Raw genomic sequence first — 17757 nt, 5'->3', positions numbered from 1 at the left:
CTGCTGATCACCGCCGGACAGCGGGGCGACAGCCCGCAGTTCGTGCCGGTGATCGAGCAGATCTCGGTGCCACGCATGGGGCCCGGACGCGGCAGAACCCGTCCGGACCGGGTTCTGGCGGACAAGGCCTACAGCTCCCAGGCCAACCGTGCCTATCTGCGGCAGCGGAAGATCAAGGCGACCATCGACCAGCCCCGCGACCAAGCCGCCCACCGCAAGGCCAAAGGCTCCGCAGGCGGACGGCCACCGACGATCGACCGGAAGATCTACAAGCAGCGCCACGCCGTCGAGTGCGGCATCAACCTGCTCAAGCAACACCGGGCCGTGGCCACCCGCTACGACAAACTCGCCATCCGCTACCAGGCCACCGTCCACATCGCCGCCATCAACATCTGGCTACGCCACATCTAAAACACGGCCTAGCCCGAGTTTCAGCCCGGGGCGGCGAAGTGCGGGCCTTGGTTGATCACGGATGAAGCCCTTGGACGATCGGTCTTCCTGTCGAGGAAGATCGCTGCCAAGGGCTTCAGCGTGCAGGATGCCGGTGAAACCGGTGTGGGCAGGGGCCCTTTCGGCGGGCGGACACGCTGTGCGACGCGGTGCTGCATGTGGACTGGTGTCACCCGGTCGGGACGGCAGCGAGCCGGAGCGCGTCGACGGCCGGGCCGGTTCATCACGTGATGGCCGGTTACAGCCATCCGGACACGCACGAGGACCTCACGCTCAGCGTGCTGGCGGAGCTCGGGATCGCCGCGTGCCGGGTGCCGCAGCACGCCAACGCCGCCGAACACGCCTTGCTGTGCCACGCGCGGTATGCCCACCAGCAGGGCTGCTGCAGCTTCGCCGTGGCGTCGGCTGATCGTGCGTTCACCGCGCTGGCCGATTGCGGCGAGTTCGACGTCCTGATCTGGGAGGGCCAGCCGGTCGCTGCCAGGTTGGAAGCCTGCGCACACCGCGTGGTGCGCGTACCGCATCCGGTGCTCGCTCCGGTCGCCGCGGCTCGATGAACTGCACGGCGGGCGGGAGCACCTGGGCGCCGGGTCGTGCGGTACCACCTGCGCAACCGGTCATCGATGTGGTCCGGGCCACCCGGCCCATCAGGATCTCGTCAAAGCGGGCCCCCACCGTGTCAGGGACTCGTCGCGGGCCCTGACACCGCACCGGTGACCGGCGTGCAATCACCGGCATGACACTCGCTGAGTTGTTGCCCAGCACCGGGTGCTCCACCGGACCGGTGCTGGAACAGGGCCTGTGGCCGGACGGAACCCGGCTCGACGGCGCTGACCTCGTCATCGGTGGAGTGCCCGTCTCGCGGCTGGCGGCCCAGTTCGGCACGCCGTGCCAGGTGCTGGACGAGGCGACGGTGCGTGCGCGGGCACGGGCGTTCGTCAGCACGCTGCCCGAGGCGGAGGTGGTGTTCGCGGGGAAGTCACTGCCGTGTCCCGAGGTGTACCGGTGGATGGCCGCCGAAGGGCTTTCGCTGGACGTGTCGTCCGCGGGGGAGCTGGCGCTGGCGCGGGTCGCGGGGTTTCCGGCCGCGCGGATCGTCCTGCACGGCAACGTGAAGACCGGTGAGGACCTCAAAGCCGCGCTCGCGTACGGGGTGTCGCGGGTCGTGGTCGACTCGTTCGACGAGATCGCCCAGCTCGGCTCCCTCGCCCGGCACGGGCAGGAGGTGATGGTGCGGGTGACGCCCGGCGTGGACGCGCAGACCCACGCCGCCATCGCCACCGGGGTGGAGGACCAGAAGTTCGGGTTCTCGCTGGCGTCCGGTGCGGCGCTGGAGGCGGTGCAGCGGGTGGCGGAGCAGCCGTCGTTGCGGCTGGTCGGGGTGCACTGCCACATCGGGTCGCAGGTGCGGCACGTGGCGGCGTACGAGGAGGCGGTGCGGCGGATGGTCGGGTTGATCGCGTCGTGCGGGGTGCGGATCGAGCAGCTGGACCTGGGTGGCGGGTTCTGCGCGCCGTACCTGCCGGGGGAGCCGGCGTTCGACCTGGCCGGGTTCGCGCACCGGGTGCGGGTGGCGCTGAGCTACGAGTGCGGGGTGCACCGGGTGCCGGTGCCGCGGGTGCTCATCGAGCCGGGGCGGTCGATCGTCGCGAACGCCGGGGTGACGCTGTACCGGGTGTGCGCGGTGAAGCGGTCGGCGGCGAGGACGTTCGTGGCGGTGGACGGCGGGATGAGCGACAACCCGCGGCCCGCGTTGTACGGGGCGAAGTACGCGGTGCGGCTCGTCGGGCGGGGTGGCCGCCGGGCGCCGGTGACCGTGGTCGGGCGGCACTGCGAGGCCGGTGACGTGCTCGCGCAGCACGTGCCGCTGCCCGCGGACGTGCACGCCGGTGACCTGCTGGCGGTGCCCGTGACGGGTGCGTACCACCACGCGCTGGCGTCGAACTACAACCAGGTCGGCCGGCCGCCGGTCGTCGCGGTCCGCGACGGTGTGGCGCGGCCGGTCGTGCGGCGGGAGACCGAAGAAGACTTGCTGCGCCGGTACGTCTGAGCACCTGGCCAGAAGCCTTGCCCGCTCCCTACTTGCAGACGCCAGCAGAGCAAGGGGCGGGGGACTTGGGGCGGCGAAGGCACAACAGCTGGCAACCTGCGTGAGCGAAGCGGCTGTGTTGCGGCGGGCGCTCAGCCCGTGGCGAAGACGGGGTAGTGGTCGGACAGGTCGGTGTAGGTGTGCTTGCGGCCCCACGACCAGATCGTCCACTCCGGACTCTTCACCCGCCGGGTCTCGTTGACCAGTGGAGGTCCCTGGACCGTGAGCACGTAGTCGAGGTGCTCCGAGGCGTACTCGGGCCCGTACTGGTCGCGGCAGACGCTGTTGTCGGCGCAGTCCCACGAGTACGGGTGCCCGGTGATCGTCGGCGTCCGCGCGCCCAGTTCGGTGACCATGCTCGCGAACTCGGCGCTCGCCCGGACGACGTTGAGGTCACCCGCGACGTAGACGGGCTCGGTGGCGGGGATGGCGCGTGCGGTGAGGAACGCCCTGATCTCGGCCCGCTGCTTGGCCCGGTACCCGCCCGGCGCGCTGGTGCAGGCCGAGTCCTCCGCCTGCAGGTGGGTGCCGATCACGTGCAGCGGCCCGCTCGGCGACTCGATGCGCACGTACGCGAACCCCTTGTTGGAGAACCAGTCCGCACCGCACGCGTCGCGGTAGACGTGCTGGACCCGCGTCGTGATCGGCCACCGGCTCAGCACCGCCACGCCGCCGTCCTCGGGCGTCTCGTCGCGGTAGGCGCCGCTCGTGACGTCCCAGCCGGCCCGGCTGCGGCCCAGCACCGGCGTCTGGTGCGGGTAGGTGTCGCGCAGGTTGCCCAGCAGCCGGTCGGAGGCGGTGTTGTCGAAGGCCTCCTGCAGCACCACGACGTCCTGGCCGTTCAGCGTGCCGGTGCTGTCGATGAGGTCGGCGCGGGCGACCTGGCCCCAGTTGGGGTAGAGGTTCCGCGACAGCATGAAGACGTTGTAGGTGGCGATCTTCGGGGCAGCCGCGGCAGGGGCGGCGGTCGCCGGTGCCGCGGTGATCGCGAGCGCGACGGCGGCGGCGAGCGTGATCAGGCGCATGAGGGCCGATGGTGCAGTACGTGAAACTCCTTCACAACTGCTGGCGCATGACCCGATGGTGTCATATCGATTAAGTCCAGCCGACCGCTGCGCGTGGTCACTACGCTGGTGCGATGGGGGAGTTGCAGGCACGCAGGCGAGCCGGTGTGGTGGTCGGGGCGGTGGTGTTCGCGTCCGTGTTGGCCGGAGTGGTCGCGGCCATGCCGTCCGACGGGCCCGCGATCGAACGGGCTGAGGCGGAGGCGTTGCTCGACGAGGCGGTGCGACTGGCTTGGGCGGGTGACCACGGCCGATTCTGCGAGTCGGTCGCGCAGGTGCCCGGCATCTGCAGAGGGCTGGTGGACGACGCGCGCTCGTCGGGGCAGGCGCCGGGCGGTGATCGGCCTGTCGTCGTGTCGTTCGAGCCTGGCGCCGGGTCCACCGGTGGCTCCCGGGTAGCGGTTCTGCGCCTGCGGGCGACCAACGCCGACCGGTCGGTCGTCGAGAGCGACTTCGCCGTGGTGCGGTCCGGTGACGGGCGGCTCGCCGGCCTCACGCCGGTGTACTGGTCCGGCGTGACGTACTCGGCCCGGTAACCGGCTCAGCGCAGTGCCGCGTCGAGCGAGATGGTGACGGGACGGGGGAGCGGGCCGGCCCCTTCTGCGCGGAACGCCTGCAGCAGGTAGGCCACGAGCCGGCGGGAGGCGTCCGCGGTCGCCTCGGGCGTACCGGCCCGGATTCCGCCGTTCGCCTGCAGGACGAGGGCGAGGTCGGCCGGGTCGAAGTCGTGGCGCAGCGCACCGGCCGCCTGGGCGCGGCGCACCAGTTCCGCGAAGCCCCGCTCGGCCTGCTCGCGCAGCGTCCTGAACTCCACCGCGTGCGGGAAGGCCGTGATGAACGCCTTGGAGAACCCCTGGTCCCTGGCCTGCATCGCGCACACCTGGGTGATCACCCGGCAGAACGCGCGCCACGGGTCGGGGTCGGCGAGGGCGGTGTCGAGCAGGCCGACGCACTCGTGCATCTGCTCGGAGAACGCCTCCGCGACCAGGTCCTCCTTGGTCGGGAACCGGCGGTAGAGGGTCGCGACGCCGAGGCCGGCGCGGCGTGCGATCTCGCTCATCGGGACCGCCAGGCCTTCCGCCGCGAAGACCTCCCGTGCCGTGTCGAGAATCCTGGTCCGGTTGGCGGCGGCGTCCGTGCGCAAGCGAGGCGATGTCGTCGACACCCCTCTCACTTTAAGCGAAGTGGATGACACCGTCCGGTTCCGGTCGTAGAACTGGAGCATGGTTTCCACTTCGATGCGGCTCGCGACGTATGACCGGTACGGGCCCGCTGAGGTCCTGTCCGTGACCACCGGGCCCGTCCCGCGGCCACGCCCCGGTGAGGTCCTGGTTCGGGTGCGGGCCGTGTCGGTCAACGGCGGCGAGCTGGCCATGCGTGCCGGGCGGCTGCGCCCGTTCAGCGGCAAGAGCTTTCCCAAGCGGGTGGGCATCGACCTGGTCGGCGAGGTCGTCGCGCCGGAGAACAGCAGGTTCGCGGCGGGTGACCTGGTCTGGGGCGTGCTGGGGCGGCGGATGGGCTCGGCCGCGGAGTACGTGGCCGTACCGGCCGAGCGGCTCGACCACGTTCCCGCCGGGCTCGACGCCGTGCAGGCCGCCGCGTTGCCCGTCGGGACCACGGCGATCACCGCGTTGCGCGACCTGGCCGCGCTCGCGCCCGGTGAGCGGCTGCTCGTCCGGGGAGCGACGGGCGGCGTCGGCTACATCGCCGTGCAGCTCGGGAAGGCGATGGGGGCGCACGTCACCGGGTTGGCCAGTGCCAAGAACCTGGACCTGGTGACCGGGCTCGGAGCGGACGAGGCGGTCGACTACCGCGCGCCCGGCGATCTGGGGCGTTTCGACGTCGTGCTCGACACCGTCGGCACCGACCTGCCCGCCTTCCGCCGGTTGCTCACCCCGCGCGGGCGGCTGGTGGCGATCGCGTTCGACCTCGACCGCCCGGTCCGCTCACTGGGTTACATCGCGGCGCACGCGCTGCACCGCACCCGCTGGACCCGCTTCTTCAGCGGCAACCCGACCGCCCCGCTGATCGCCGAGCTCGGCCGCCTGGTCGCGACCGGGGCGATCCGCCCGCAGGTCGACCGGGTGTTCCCGCTGGCCGACATCGCTGCCGCGCACGGTGCGCTGGAGCACGGCGGTGTGCGGGGCAAGGTGGTCGTGCAGATCGACTGAACCCGTGGTGCTACGGCCGCAGCAGCGCCTGGAGCTCGGCCAACGGCGTGCGGGCGAGAGCCGACCCGACCCCGCACGCCACCGCACCCGCCGCGAGCCACGCGGGCACGTCGGCCGGTGCGACACCGCCGGTCGGCACCAGCGGCGCGTGCGGCAGCACGGCGAGCACGTCCTCGACCCACCGCGGGGTGGGCGCCGGGAACACCTTCACGGCGTCCGCGCCCGCCTCCAGCGCCTGGACCACCTCGGTGACGGTGGCGGCACCGGGCAGCACGGCGGCGCCGTAGCGGTGACCGGCGCGGATCACGGCCGGTTCGAGGTTGGGCGCCACCAGGAACCGGGCGCCCGCGCGGACGGCGGCGACGGCGGAGGTCTCGTCCAGCACGGAACCGGCGCCGATGGTGGCGTCCGGGTGGCTCGCGCGCAGTTCGCGGATGGCGTCCAGCGCGCCGGGGTTGGTCAGCGGGAGCTCCAGCGACGTGAGGCCCGCGTCCAGCAACGGGACGGCGGCCTTCACCGCGGACTCGGCGTCGGTGGTGCGGACGATCGCGATGATGCCCTGCCGCACGACCGCCTGCGTGATCTCGTAGCGGTAGCTCACGCTCGCCACCCTACTGACCATCAACTGTGGACTGTTCCCGGCGCGGAGCCGGGACGCGCGCTGCCGGGGTCGGGCGATCCGCAGGCCCTGACCGGGTCGGTAATGTCTGTCCGATGGGGATCGTCCGCATCGGCGTGTTCTACGACGGCACGTGGTTCGCCTACCTCAGCGACTTCTACGCCACCGCGCACCGGCGGGCGGCGCGGATCTCGGTGGACGGGCTGCACGACGCCGTGCGCTGGTTCGTCCACGCCGAGACCGGCCGGCCGCTCGACGAGTGCGTGGTCGCGGAGGCCCACTACGTGCGCGGCCGCATCGAGACCCCGGCGGCGTCGTTCGACGCGGTGCTGAACGCCGCCGGGATTACGCGGCACGACATGCCCTTGCACGGCGGCAAGGAGAAGGGCGTCGACGTCCACCTCGCGCTGGAGGCCTGGGACCGGGCGACCACCGTGCCGCTGGACTGGGTCGTCCTGCTCACCGGTGACGCGGACTTCGCGCCGCTGGTGACCAGGCTGACCGCGCGCGGCGTGCACGTGGTGCTGCCGGTGGTGGACGTGCGGTCGGGGGAGGACATGCCCTCGTGGACCCCGCGCACCGCCGCGCCGTTGCGGGCCGCGACGCCGTTCACGCCGGGGTTCGACGAGCTGTTCGCGCCCGGTGACCAGCCGGACTACCCGCTGCGCCGGGCGTTCGTGCGCTCGTCGGAGGCGGTGGCGTCACCGGTCGGCGCACCGCGCGGCCGCCGCAGGGGCACGGTCGCGACCTGGAAGTCCGGGCAGTCGCACGGCTTCATCACCGACTCCAAGGGCGGGTCGTGGTTCGTCTCGCGCGACGACCTGCCGGAGGGGCTGACGCTGCTGCTGGCGGGAACGCCGGTGTCGTTCACCGGGTCACCGGTGCCGATGGCGGGCCGCAAGTACCCGCGGGCGCAGTTCGTACAGCTCGGCGACGTGCCGCCACCCGCCAAGTGAGACGGCTGTGACACAGCACATGGTTACAGCACGTGCGTGAGTGGGCACTCTACGGCGCATGGATTTACCCATCCAGGTGATCGCCGTCGTGCTCGCCGCTGTCCTCGCGCCCGCCGCCCCCGAGGCCGGTCGGCCCGGCTGGTTCACCTCGTGGGCGCAGTCGCAGCAAAACCTCGCCCCGGTCGCCGTGCGCGACCAGTCGCTGCGGATGATCACGCACCTCAGCCAGGGCGGCAGCGCCGTGCGGGTCAGGCTGCAGAACACGTTCGGGCGGCAGCCGCTGACCGTCGACCGCACCACCGCGGGGCTCAGCACCGGTGACGCGGCGGTCTCCCGGCCGGTGGACGTCACGTTCGGCGGGCGCCGGAGCGTGACCATCCCGGCCGGTGGCGAGGTGTGGAGCGACCGGACCCCGCTCGACACGGCGCCGGGCACCGACCTCGCGGTCAGCACGTACGTCAGCGGCGACGTCGTCCCCGGCCGGCACGAGTCGGCGTTCCGCGACAACTACCTCACCCCGGCGGGCTCGGGTGACCACACGGCCGACACCGGCGCCGCCGCCTACACCGAACGCGTCCAGTCGACGTACCTCGTCAGCGCCGTGGACGTGTTCAACCCGCGGCTGCGGGGGACGATCGTGCCGTTCGGCAGCTCGGTGGTCGACGGCGTCGGCAGCACGAACTGCGGTCCGGGCTGCACCGAGCTCGGCACGAACAAGCGCTGGACGGACGTGCTCGCACGGCGGATCGTGGCCGAACTGCCCGCCGACCAGCAGTTGGCCGTGGCCAACGCGGGCGTCAGTGGCACGACGAGCGCCGTCTGCCCGAGGACACCGGATGCGTTCGTCGGACTCGATGCGTTGTCACGGCTGGAAAGGGACGTTCTCGCGCTGCACGGCGTCACCGACGTCATCTACTACTACGGCACGAACGACATCGCGAACGGCTGCACGGCCAACGACATCGTCACCAGCTATCGCGCCGTGTTCGACCGTCTGCGCAAGGCCGGTATCGACGTGCACGTCACGCCGATCACGCCGCGACCCGGTTACAGCGACCAGAACAACGTGGACCGGCACACCGTCAACGACTTCGTGAAGCGCGGCGGCGACTGCTCCGGCACCTGCACCGAGGTCGTGGACCTCGACCAGGTGCTGGAAGACCCGCTGCGGCCCAACAGCATCAACCCGCTCTACGACACCGGCGACGGCGTGCACGCGAACATCAGGGGACAGCAGGCGATCGCCGACTACGTGGCGCTGAAGTCGTTCCGCTGACCTCAGTGCAGCAGGTCGGCATTGATGTGCGCGCCCGCGAGCGCTCCGGCCGCGGCGGACGCGCCGACCTGCGCGGTGGGGTCGGTGGCGTTGCCCGCGACCCACACGCCCGGCACGTCGGTGGTGCCCGCCGCGCCGCTGACGAACCGGCGGCCCAGCCCGTTGGGCAGGTCCTCCACCGGCAGGCCGAGCCCCTCGACGCCCTCGGTGCGGGCGAGCATCCTGGTGACGACGGCGATCACCCGGCGCGGCACGACCTCGCCGTCGGTGAGCCGGACGCCGCTGATGTCGTCGCCGTCGGCCTCGACCTCCGCGACGGGCGTGTCCACGACCCGGATGCCCTTCGCGGCGAAGCTCGCGCGGGTCTCGGCGTCGAGCCCCGTGCCGTTCGCGAAGTAGACGAGGTCGTCGGTGAGCTGCCGGAACAGCAGCGCGTGGTGCACCGACGCCGGGCCGACCGCGAGCACGCCGATCGGTTCGTCGCGCACCTCCCAGCCGTGGCAGTACGGGCAGTGCACCAGGCCGCGGCCCCAGTGGCGGGCCAGGCCGGGCACGTCGGGGAGCACGTCGCGCAGCCCGGTGGCGACGAGCAGCCGGCGGGCGTGCAGGACCCGGCCGTCCCTCAGCGTGACGGTGAAGCCGTCCTGCACCCGTGCGGTCGCCGCGACCTCGCCGGCGATGATCTGCCCGCCGTAGCCCTCGACCTCCTCGCGGCCGCGTTTGAGCAGGTCGGCGGGCGGGATGCCGTCGTGGCCGAGGAGGCCGTGCACGCCGTGGGCGGGCGCGTTGCGGGGCGTGCCGCTGTCGACCACGGCAACGGTGCGGCGGGAACGGGCCAGCACGAGGGCGCCGCTCAGTCCGGCGGCACCACCGCCGATCACCACGGCGTCGAAGTTCTTCGTCATGGCACCGACGGTAGGTGCGCCTTGCGGATCGAGCATACGATCGTGCGCATGACGCAAGAAGATGGCGAGCTGGACAGCCTCGTGCGCAAACGGATCCGCGCGCTGCGGCTCGCGCAGGGCTGGTCGCTGGAGGAGCTGGCGACCCGCGCGCGGCTGAGCCCGTCCTCGCTCAGCCGCATCGAGAACGGTCAGCGCCGCCTCGCCCTCGACCAGCTCGTCGTGCTCGCGCGGGCGCTGGACACCTCGCTGGACCAGCTCGTCGAGACCGACACCGAGGACGTGATCGTCAGCCCGCTGATCGACGGCGCGCACGGCCAGATGCGCTGGCCGATCAGAGCCGAGCCCGGCATCACCGTCATCCGCCAGCGCATGACCAACCCGCCGCCGGACAGCCCCTCGGGCCTGCGCGCGCACTCCGGGCACGAGTGGCTCGTCGTGCTGTCCGGGACCGCGATCCTGCTGCTGGGCAACCGCCGGTACCGCGTGGAGACCAACCAGGCCGCCGAGTTCCCGACGATGCTGCCGCACGCCATCGGCACCGCGGGCGGGCCGTGCGAGGTCATGGGCATCTTCGACCGCGAGGCGCGGCGGGGGCACAGCGAGCGGAAAACGGGCTGATCTTGCGCTTCCGGCAGGGCTGAGGACGACCTGTTTGCTTCCTGCGCAAGACGCCGTGCATCTGGCGCACGGCGGTCCTAGTTTGAGCTGCATGAACCACGAGCACGGACACGGACACGGCGCTGGTCACGGCCACAGCCACAGCCACGACCACGGGATGGCGGACATCCTCGACCTCGACGCCGAGGTGGTCGCCGAGCACACCGCCGACCTCATCCGGTGGCTGCCCGTCGACCGCCCCCGCCAGGTCGTGGACCTGGGCTGCGGCACCGGCGCCGGCACGTTCGCGCTGCTGGCCGAGTTCCCGGAGGCGCACGTCACCGCAGTCGACACGGACGTCGACCACCTGCGGCGTCTGCGCGAGAAGGCCTGCGAGCTCGGCCTCGCCGACCGCGTGACCACCGTCCAGGCCGACCTGGACACCACCTGGCCCGACCTCGGCACCCCGGACCTGGTGTGGGCATCGGCCTCGATGCACCACATGGCCGACCCCGCACGCGCCCTGCGCCAGGTCCACGACGTCCTCGCTCCGGGCGGCCTGTTCGCGGTCGTCGAGCTCGCCGGCTTCCCCCGCTTCCTCGGCACCGACCTCGAAGACCGCATCCACGCCGCCAGCGACCGCCGCCACGCCGACCTCGTCCCGCACCGCGGCGCCGACTGGGGCCCGAAGCTGACCGCCGCCGGCTTCACCGTGGAGGCCGAGCGCACCCTCGCCATCCACCTCCCGCAGTCCGAAGTGGTCGGTCGCTACGCACTGGCCGGCCTGCGGCGCATGCGCGGCACCGTCGACGACGTGCTGTCCGCGGAGGACCTGGCCGCGTTCGACGACCTCCTCGACCCGCACAGCCCCACCGGTCTGCTGCACCGCACCGATCTGGCCGTGCGCACCGAACGTTCCGTATGGGCCGCACGGAAGGCATAGCTCACGGGGGTGACGATCGGCGCCGCTGCCTGTCCGGCAACTTGTCCGGTTTGACATGCCTGATACCTCCGAACGGCCGTAGCAGGGACTCCGAACCCTGTGCGTGGATGTATGGGAGCGCTCTTACAACGTTGTAAATTCGAAGGGGAATCTCGCCGATGAGGAAAGCCGCCCCCGCACTCCTCGCCCTGCTGCTCACACTGGGCGTCATGCCAGGAACACCACCGGCCGGCGCCGCCGAGCCCGTGCACGGGCTGAAGGGCGAGTACTTCAGCATGTCGGCGCCGGGGGCCAGGGACTTCGCGAACCTCGCCGGCACGGTGCTCGACGCCGAGGTCAACCACTCGGACCTCACCTCGACGTTCGGGTTCCTGGCCGGGCGCACCGAGCACACGACGGCGCGGTGGACCGGGCAGATCGCGGTGCCGCAGACCGGTGACTACACGTTCCACGCCATCGGGGACAACGGGTTCCGGCTCTTCGTGGACGGGCAGCCGGTCATCGACCACTGGGTGGGGGACTGGGACCGCGAGCAGACCAGTGCGCCGGTCGCGCTCACCGCGGGGCGCCAGTACGACTTCCGGCTGGAGATGTTCCAGGACGTCGGCGGCGCCAACATGTACCTGCGCTGGTCGAGCGCGACCACGCCGAAGCAGATCGTGCCGGAGTCCGCGTTCACGCCGCCCGCGGACTTCCGGGTCGTGCCGCGCAGCGCGCAGGTCTCGAAGGACGGGCGGACGCTCACCGCGGACTTCGACGGGCGCGTCACGGGGACGTCCGACCTCAAGGAGCACCTGCGGGTCGAGGTCGACGCCACGCCGATGCCGGTCTCGGTCGTCACGGCCAGCCGCGGCAGGGTGACCGTGCGGCTCGCGGAGGAAGTGCTCAAGAGCCAGCGGGTGAAGATCTACTACGACGGTGCCGGTGCGCTCGCCGTGGACGGGCGGAAGGTCGAGAAGACGGCCCGCACGGTGAAGAACACCTCGGCCGAGCGGCTCAGGACGCCGTGGGGCGAGAACTTCGACGCGCGCAACCCCTTGCCGGAGTACCCGCGGCCGCAGCTCGAACGCGACCGGTGGCTCAACCTCAACGGGCCGTGGGAGTTCGCGGGCGCCAAGGCCGGGGAGCAGCCGCGGTTCGGCAAGAAGCTGCCGGAGAAGATCATCGTGCCGTACCCGGTCGAGTCGCAGCTCTCCGGCCTCGAACGGCACGAGGACCACATGTTCTACCGCAGGACCGTCACCGTGCCGCACGACTGGCGGATCGGCAGCGGGCAGCGGCTCAAGCTCAACTTCGGCGCCGTCGACTACCAGGCCAAGGTCTGGGTGAACGGCACGCTGGTCGCCGAGCACACCGGTGGCTACACGGCGTTCAGCGCGGACATCACCGACGCCCTCAAGCGCGGTGAGCAGGAGATCGTCGTCGCCGTCACCGACACCACCGGCCCGCACCAGCCCAAGGGCAAGCAGTCGCCCAACCCCAGCGGCATCTTCTACACGCCGTCGTCGGGCATCTGGCAGACCGTGTGGCTGGAACCGGTCGCGGACAAGGGCATCGACGGGATCAAGACGACCCCGGACCTGGCCACCGGCACGCTCACGGTCAACGTGCGGTCCGCCGGCACCGGGACCGTCACGGCCGTCGCCCGCGACGCCAGGGGCAAGCAGGTCGGCACCGTCACCGGGCCGGCGAACGCGGACCTGGCGCTGCCCGTGCCGAACGCGCACCTGTGGACGCCGGACGACCCGTACCTCTACAAGCTCGACGTCACGCTCGGCAAGGACAAGGTCAAGAGCTACTTCGGCATGCGCTCGACCGGCATCGCGAACGTCGGCGGCACGCCCAAGCTGACCCTCAACGGCCAGCCGGTCTTCAACCTCATGCAGCTCGACCAGGGCTTCTACCCGGACGGCCTGAACACCGCGCCCAGTGACGAGGCGCTGGTCTTCGACCTGAAGGCGCAGAAGGACCTCGGCTTCAACGCGGTGCGCAAGCACATCAAGGCGGAGCCCGCCCGCTGGTACTACCACGCGGACCGGCTCGGACTGCTGGTGTGGCAGGACTTCGTGTCGCTGGAGGACGGCAACGACCCCGGCGCGCAGCAGGCCTTCGTCAGCCAGGGCCGCGAGCTGATGGAGCAGCTGCACAACTACCCGTCCATCTACGCCTGGATCGTGTTCAACGAGGGCTGGGGCGAGTGGGACCGCACGGTCACCGGCCAGATCACCGACCAGGTCAAGGCCGCCGACCCGAGCCGGATCGTCAACGCCCACAGCGGCGTGAACTGCTGCGCGTCCAAGGGCGACAGCGGCAGGGGTGACGTGCTCGACCACCACGACTACAACAACACCGACCCGGCCCGCCCGGACGGCAAGCGCGTCGTGGTGGACGGCGAGCACGGCGGCTTCACGCTGCGCACGCCGGGGCACCAGTGGCCGGGCGCGCCGATCGCGATCTACAGCGGTGTGGCGGACAAGGCGGCGCTGACGGCGAAGTACGTCGACAACACCCGCACGTTCTACCTCGGCCAGGCCCGCGCCGAGCTGTCCGCGTCGGTCTACACCCAGGTCACGGACCTGGAGGGCGAGCTCAACGGCCTGTGGACCTACGACCGCAAGCGCATCAAGGTCGACCCCGGTCCCGTCCGCGAGATCAACCGGCGCGTCATCGAGGCCGGGGCGAACGCGGGCAAGCCGTACCCGTACGCGGGCAGCGGCGAGTGGAAGCTCGACGAGACCAGGGGAGCCGTCGCCGAGGACTCGACCGGCAAGAACCCGCTCACGCTCAGCCCGACCGGCGCCACCTGGAAGGACGGCGCGCTGCAGTTCCACAACGGCTCGGCGGACACCTACGGCCCGGTGGTCGACACGACCGGCGACTACGCGGTGTCCGCGAAGGTGCGGCTCGACGAGGTGCCCGGCAACTACGCCACCGCCGTCAGCCAGGACGGCCGCGAGCGGGAGAACCCCTTCTACCTGCAGTACGGGCAGGGCGCGTTCGCGTTCAGCACGCCGGGCGGCAACCGGGCCCGGTTCGAGACCACGCCGGAGATCGGCCGCTGGTACGAGCTGAAGGGCGAGCGCAGGGGCGGCGAGATCCGGCTCTACGTGGACGGCGCGCTGGTCGCCACCACGGCGGCGGGTCCGGCGGTCGTGAGCACCGGCGCGTTCACCGTGGGACGGGCCAAGTACAACGGCCAGAACGTCGACTTCTGGCCTGGCGCGATCAAGGACGTGCGCGTCACGTCCTGATGTTGGGAGAACGCTCTCCCTGCGTGGTACAACCGGTGGCATGAGCAAGAGCGCACCCACGTTGGAGGACGTCGCCAGAGTTGCGGGTGTCTCGCGCGCGACCGTGTCGCGCGTGGTCAACGGCACCCGCAACGTCGACCCTCAGCTCCAGGAGACGGTGCGCAGCGCGATCGAGCAGACCGGGTACTCGCCCAACCGGGCGGCCCGGTCCCTCGTGACCCGCAGGACCGGCACGGTCGCGCTGGTGATCTCCGGTGCCGGCGGCGGGTCGGACGTGTTCACCGACCCGTTCTTCGGCCGCGTCGCGGCGGGCGTGGTCGACTTCCTGCGCCCGCACAGCGTGCACCCGGTGCTCATGCTCGCCGACTCCGAACCGGCCAGGACCGAGGTGGTCGAGTTCCTGCGGCAGGGCAGTGCCGACGGCGCGCTGCTCGTCACCACCCACCCCGCCGACCCGTTGCCGGCCCGGCTGCTGGCCGCCGGGGTGCCCTCGGTGCTCTACGCCCGGCCCGGCGCGCCCACGCCCGTCAGCTACGTCGACATGGACCACCGCGCGGGCGGGCGGCTCGCGGCCGACCACCTGGTGGCGTCCGGGCGCACGGACGTCGTCACCATCTCCGGCCCGCTCGACGTGCTGGCGAGCCAGGACCGGCTTGCCGGGTTCCGCGATGCCATGGCCCGCCACGGTTTCCCGTACGTGCCGAGCGCGGAGGGCGGGTTCACGGCGGAGAGCGGCGGGGCCGCGATGACCCGGCTGCTCACCGAGCACCCCGACCTCGACGGTGTCTTCGCCGCCAACGACCTGATGGCGCAGGCGGCGGTGTTCGTCATCCAGGAGCACGGGCTGCGCGTCCCCGACGACGTGGCGGTCGTGGGCTTCGACGACAGCACGCCCGCGCTCGCGTGCCGCCCGCAGCTCACGACCGTGCGGCAGCCGGTCGAGCAGATGGCCGCCGCGATGGCCGAGCTGCTGCTCACCGACCTGGAAAAACCGGGACAACGCCCGAGATCCGTCATCTTCGAACCGGAACTCGTCGTCCGCGCCTCTGCTTGATTGACCTGTCCGACACGCGGGGTTAACGTTCGGGAGAGCGCTCTCACGGCGACCGGTCGCCACCCGTCCCGGGCTCAACGCCCCTTCGTGTCAGGCAGGATCATGGGCATACCCCTGTCCAGGGTGGCCGCGCTCTCCGCCGCCGCCCTGTGTCTCGTGACCACCGTCAGCGCCACGACCTCGACCTCCGCCGGTGCCGCCGCGTGCGGCACCGCCAACGTCGCCCTCAACAAGACCGCCACGGCGTCCTCGACCGAGAACGGTGGCACCCCTGCGTCCGCCGCCGTCGACGGCAACGCGGGTTCGCGGTGGTCGTCGCAGTTCTCCGACCCGCAGTGGGTGCAGGTCGACCTCGGCTCCACGCAGCAGGTCTGCCGGGTGACCCTGGCCTGGGAGGGGGCGTACGGCAAGGCGTTCCAGGTGCAGGTGAGCAACAACGCGAGCTCCTGGAGCACCCTGTACTCGACCACGACCGGTACCGGGGGCACGCAGGCGCTCGACGTCAACGGTTCTGGCCGGTACGTGCGGGTGCTGGGCACCCAGCGCGGCACCGGGTACGGCTACTCGTTGTGGGAGCTGAGCGTCAACGCGGTGACCGACTCCACCGGGGTGCCGCCGACGGACCCGCGGAACCCGGACTTCGGGCCGAACGTGTTCGTGTACGGGCCGGGGTCGTCGCAGTCGGAGATGCAGTCGCGGCTGGACGCGATCTCCGCGCAGATGAAGACCAACCAGTTCGGCCCGCAGCGCTACGCCGTGTTGTTCAAGCCGGGCAGCTACAACGCCGATGTGAACCTGCGGTTCTACACGCAGGTCGCGGGTCTGGGGCTGAACCCGGACGACGTGAACATCAACGGCCACATCCGGGTCGAGGCCGACTGGTTGCAGCAGGGCGACGACCCGAACAACCTCGGCAACGCGACGCAGAACTTCTGGCGTGGCGCGGAGAACCTGTCGGTGACGCTGCCGGCCAACCAGATCGAACGCTGGGCGGTGTCGCAGGCCACGGCGTACCGGCGGATGCACCTGCGTGGCCAGGCGCACCTGTGGAACGGCTACGACGGCTGGGCCAGCGGTGGCCTGATCGTCGACAGCAAGATCGACGGCGTGGTCGTCTCCGGTTCGCAGCAGCAGTTCCTGACCCGCAACAGCAACCTCGCGGGCGGCTGGTCCGGCTCGGTGTGGAACATGGTGTTCGCCGGTACGCAGGGCGCCCCCGCCGACCACTTCCCGAACCCGTCGCACACGACCGTGGACACCTCTCCGGTGACGCGCGAGAAGCCGTACCTGTACCTCGACGGCTCCGGTGAGTACCGGGTCTTCCTGCCCGCGCTGCGCACCAACTCCCGCGGCACCAGCTGGGAGAACGGCAACCCCGGCACGTCGGTGTCGCTGGCGGACTTCTTCATCGTCAAGCCCGGCACGCCGGTCGCGACCACCAACGCCGCACTGGCCCAGGGCAAGCACCTGCTGCTCACGCCCGGTGTGCACCAGGTCGACGACACGATCCGCATCACCCGCCCGAACACCGTCGTGCTCGGCCTGGGCCTCGCCACGCTGACGCCGACCACCGGGAAGGCCGCGCTCACCACGTCCGATGTGGACGGTGTCCGGCTGGCCGGCTTCCTGGTCGACGCCGGCGTGCAGAACTCCCCGGTGCTGCTGGAGATCGGTGACGCCGGCACCGCGGACCACTCGGCGAACCCGACCTCGCTGCACGACGTGTACCTGCGCGTCGGCGGTTCCCAGGCGGGCAAGGCGACGGTCAGCATGCGGGTCAACAGCCGCAACACGATCATCGACCACACCTGGGTCTGGCGCGCCGACCACGGCGAGGGCGTCAGCTGGACCGCCAACCCCGGCCAGAACGGCGTGGTCGTCAACGGCGACAACGTCATCGCCTACGGCCTGTTCGTCGAGCACTACCAGCAGCACAACCTGATCTGGAACGGCAACGGCGGCCGGGTGTACCTCTACCAGAACGAGCTGCCGTACGACCCGCCGAACCAGGCGGCGTGGATGAACGGCTCCAAGCGCGGCTGGGCCGGCTACAAGGTCGCCGACTCGGTGACCACGCACCAGGCGTTCGGCGTCGGCGTGTACTGCTTCAACCAGGCCAACCCGGGCGTGGTCACGGACAACGCGTTCGAGGCGCCGAACCGGGCGGGCGTGCGGTTCACGCACCTGGTCGCGGTGTCGCTGGGCGGTGTGGGCACGATCGCCAACGTCATCAACGGCACCGGCGGGCAGGCGGACCTCGCGAACCAGGTCCGCTACGTCGTGAGCTACCCCTGACAGCGGGATGAGCGCCTGACGGGCGCCGCGGCCACCCCGGTCGCGGCGCCCGTCCTGCTCCGCGGTGGAAGGGGAAGCACCCCAGGG

16 protein-coding genes are annotated in these 17757 nt (G+C 71.5%); 12 read left to right on the top strand and 4 right to left on the bottom strand.

The genetic code is table 11. The annotated features are described in order from the left end of the window. The 3 genes from ACZ7CD_RS26335 to lysA all read left to right on the top strand — a co-directional run. Positions 1 to 411, top strand: a 411-nt coding sequence (locus tag ACZ7CD_RS26335; protein WP_470379897.1) for a transposase, incomplete at its 5' end; no start/stop codon positions are given. A gap of 188 nt (positions 412 to 599) precedes the next feature. Continuing rightward, positions 600 to 1007 (top strand): RNA-binding protein, encoded by a 408-nt coding sequence (locus ACZ7CD_RS26330; protein ID WP_470379896.1) that lies wholly within the window; start codon positions 600 to 602, stop codon positions 1005 to 1007. Positions 1008 to 1186: 179 nt separating this feature from the next. Then, positions 1187 to 2500: a diaminopimelate decarboxylase gene (gene lysA, locus ACZ7CD_RS26325; protein WP_470379895.1), complete on the top strand. Its 1314-nt coding sequence runs from the start codon at positions 1187 to 1189 to the stop codon at positions 2498 to 2500. A gap of 131 nt (positions 2501 to 2631) precedes the next feature. On the opposite strand, the gene sph is transcribed toward lysA, so the two are convergent. Continuing rightward, positions 2632 to 3564, bottom strand: coding sequence for a sphingomyelin phosphodiesterase (gene sph, locus ACZ7CD_RS26320; protein ID WP_470379894.1), 933 nt, complete (start codon positions 3562 to 3564; stop codon positions 2632 to 2634). A 113-nt stretch (positions 3565 to 3677) separates the two neighbouring features. Here sph and ACZ7CD_RS26315 point away from each other — a divergent pair, with 113 nt between their 5' ends. Beyond that, on the top strand, positions 3678 to 4139 hold the full coding sequence (locus ACZ7CD_RS26315) for a hypothetical protein (protein WP_470379893.1): 462 nt from the start codon (positions 3678 to 3680) through the stop codon (positions 4137 to 4139). Positions 4140 to 4144: 5 nt separating this feature from the next. Here ACZ7CD_RS26315 and ACZ7CD_RS26310 read toward each other — a convergent pair whose 3' ends face one another. Then, positions 4145 to 4768: a TetR/AcrR family transcriptional regulator gene (locus ACZ7CD_RS26310; protein ID WP_458432911.1), complete on the bottom strand. Its 624-nt coding sequence runs from the start codon at positions 4766 to 4768 to the stop codon at positions 4145 to 4147. Between the two features lie 58 nt (positions 4769 to 4826). On the opposite strand from ACZ7CD_RS26310, the gene ACZ7CD_RS26305 reads away from it, so the two are divergent. After that, entirely contained in the window at positions 4827 to 5774 is a 948-nt protein-coding gene (locus ACZ7CD_RS26305; RefSeq protein WP_360400506.1) for an NAD(P)-dependent alcohol dehydrogenase, read from the top strand. A gap of 10 nt (positions 5775 to 5784) precedes the next feature. On the opposite strand, the gene ACZ7CD_RS26300 is transcribed toward ACZ7CD_RS26305, so the two are convergent. Then, positions 5785 to 6375, bottom strand: coding sequence for a bifunctional 4-hydroxy-2-oxoglutarate aldolase/2-dehydro-3-deoxy-phosphogluconate aldolase (locus ACZ7CD_RS26300; RefSeq protein WP_470372411.1), 591 nt, complete (start codon positions 6373 to 6375; stop codon positions 5785 to 5787). A 113-nt stretch (positions 6376 to 6488) separates the two neighbouring features. Between ACZ7CD_RS26300 and ACZ7CD_RS26295 the strand changes: the two genes are divergently transcribed. Both ACZ7CD_RS26295 and ACZ7CD_RS26290 read left to right on the top strand, forming a co-directional pair. Continuing rightward, the gene (locus tag ACZ7CD_RS26295; RefSeq protein ID WP_470379892.1) at positions 6489 to 7349 is read left to right on the top strand and encodes an NYN domain-containing protein; all 861 of its coding nucleotides are present in this window, start codon (positions 6489 to 6491) and stop codon (positions 7347 to 7349) included. Positions 7350 to 7407: 58 nt separating this feature from the next. After that, a complete protein-coding gene (locus ACZ7CD_RS26290) occupies positions 7408 to 8625 on the top strand; it encodes a GDSL-type esterase/lipase family protein (RefSeq protein WP_470379891.1) in 1218 nt (405 codons plus the stop codon). 2 nt (positions 8626 to 8627) lie between these two features. On the opposite strand, the gene ACZ7CD_RS26285 is transcribed toward ACZ7CD_RS26290, so the two are convergent. After that, positions 8628 to 9530 carry an NAD(P)/FAD-dependent oxidoreductase gene (locus ACZ7CD_RS26285; RefSeq protein WP_470379890.1) on the bottom strand — a complete coding sequence of 301 codons (903 nt, stop codon included), beginning with the start codon at positions 9528 to 9530 and terminating at the stop codon, positions 8628 to 8630. Between the two features lie 48 nt (positions 9531 to 9578). Here ACZ7CD_RS26285 and ACZ7CD_RS26280 point away from each other — a divergent pair, with 48 nt between their 5' ends. The 5 genes from ACZ7CD_RS26280 to ACZ7CD_RS26260 all read left to right on the top strand — a co-directional run bounded on the left by ACZ7CD_RS26280 (position 9579) and on the right by ACZ7CD_RS26260 (position 17670). Beyond that, entirely contained in the window at positions 9579 to 10148 is a 570-nt protein-coding gene (locus ACZ7CD_RS26280; protein ID WP_470379889.1) for a helix-turn-helix domain-containing protein, read from the top strand. Positions 10149 to 10239: 91 nt separating this feature from the next. After that, positions 10240 to 11070, top strand: a complete 831-nt coding sequence (locus ACZ7CD_RS26275; protein WP_470379888.1) for a class I SAM-dependent methyltransferase — start codon at positions 10240 to 10242, stop codon at positions 11068 to 11070. A 158-nt stretch (positions 11071 to 11228) separates the two neighbouring features. Next, positions 11229 to 14321, top strand: a complete 3093-nt coding sequence (locus ACZ7CD_RS26270; RefSeq protein ID WP_470379887.1) for a PA14 domain-containing protein — start codon at positions 11229 to 11231, stop codon at positions 14319 to 14321. A 40-nt stretch (positions 14322 to 14361) separates the two neighbouring features. After that, on the top strand, positions 14362 to 15375 hold the full coding sequence (locus ACZ7CD_RS26265) for a LacI family DNA-binding transcriptional regulator (protein ID WP_360400482.1): 1014 nt from the start codon (positions 14362 to 14364) through the stop codon (positions 15373 to 15375). Positions 15376 to 15477: 102 nt separating this feature from the next. Continuing rightward, positions 15478 to 17670, top strand: coding sequence for a discoidin domain-containing protein (locus tag ACZ7CD_RS26260; RefSeq protein ID WP_470379886.1), 2193 nt, complete (start codon positions 15478 to 15480; stop codon positions 17668 to 17670). Positions 17671 to 17757 lie beyond the last annotated feature (87 nt).

The organism is Lentzea sp. NPDC036949, from assembly GCF_055608075.1.
Note: the sequence above shows the minus strand (reverse complement) of the source record. Positions and strands in the feature narration are given on the sequence as shown.

Excerpts from the sequence above, each read along its gene's own strand:
- lysA (WP_470379895.1), top strand. The coding sequence starts at position 1,187 with ATGACACTCGCTGAGTTGTTGCCCAGCACCGGGTGCTCCACCGGACCG.
- sph (WP_470379894.1), bottom strand. The coding sequence starts at position 3,564 with ATGCGCCTGATCACGCTCGCCGCCGCCGTCGCGCTCGCGATCACCGCG.
- ACZ7CD_RS26315 (WP_470379893.1), top strand. The coding sequence starts at position 3,678 with ATGGGGGAGTTGCAGGCACGCAGGCGAGCCGGTGTGGTGGTCGGGGCG.
- ACZ7CD_RS26305 (WP_360400506.1), top strand. The coding sequence starts at position 4,827 with ATGGTTTCCACTTCGATGCGGCTCGCGACGTATGACCGGTACGGGCCC.
- ACZ7CD_RS26295 (WP_470379892.1), top strand. The coding sequence starts at position 6,489 with ATGGGGATCGTCCGCATCGGCGTGTTCTACGACGGCACGTGGTTCGCC.
- ACZ7CD_RS26290 (WP_470379891.1), top strand. The coding sequence starts at position 7,408 with ATGGATTTACCCATCCAGGTGATCGCCGTCGTGCTCGCCGCTGTCCTC.
- ACZ7CD_RS26285 (WP_470379890.1), bottom strand. The coding sequence starts at position 9,530 with ATGACGAAGAACTTCGACGCCGTGGTGATCGGCGGTGGTGCCGCCGGA.
- ACZ7CD_RS26280 (WP_470379889.1), top strand. The coding sequence starts at position 9,579 with ATGACGCAAGAAGATGGCGAGCTGGACAGCCTCGTGCGCAAACGGATC.
- ACZ7CD_RS26275 (WP_470379888.1), top strand. The coding sequence starts at position 10,240 with ATGAACCACGAGCACGGACACGGACACGGCGCTGGTCACGGCCACAGC.
- ACZ7CD_RS26270 (WP_470379887.1), top strand. The coding sequence starts at position 11,229 with ATGAGGAAAGCCGCCCCCGCACTCCTCGCCCTGCTGCTCACACTGGGC.
- ACZ7CD_RS26265 (WP_360400482.1), top strand. The coding sequence starts at position 14,362 with ATGAGCAAGAGCGCACCCACGTTGGAGGACGTCGCCAGAGTTGCGGGT.
- ACZ7CD_RS26260 (WP_470379886.1), top strand. The coding sequence starts at position 15,478 with ATGGGCATACCCCTGTCCAGGGTGGCCGCGCTCTCCGCCGCCGCCCTG.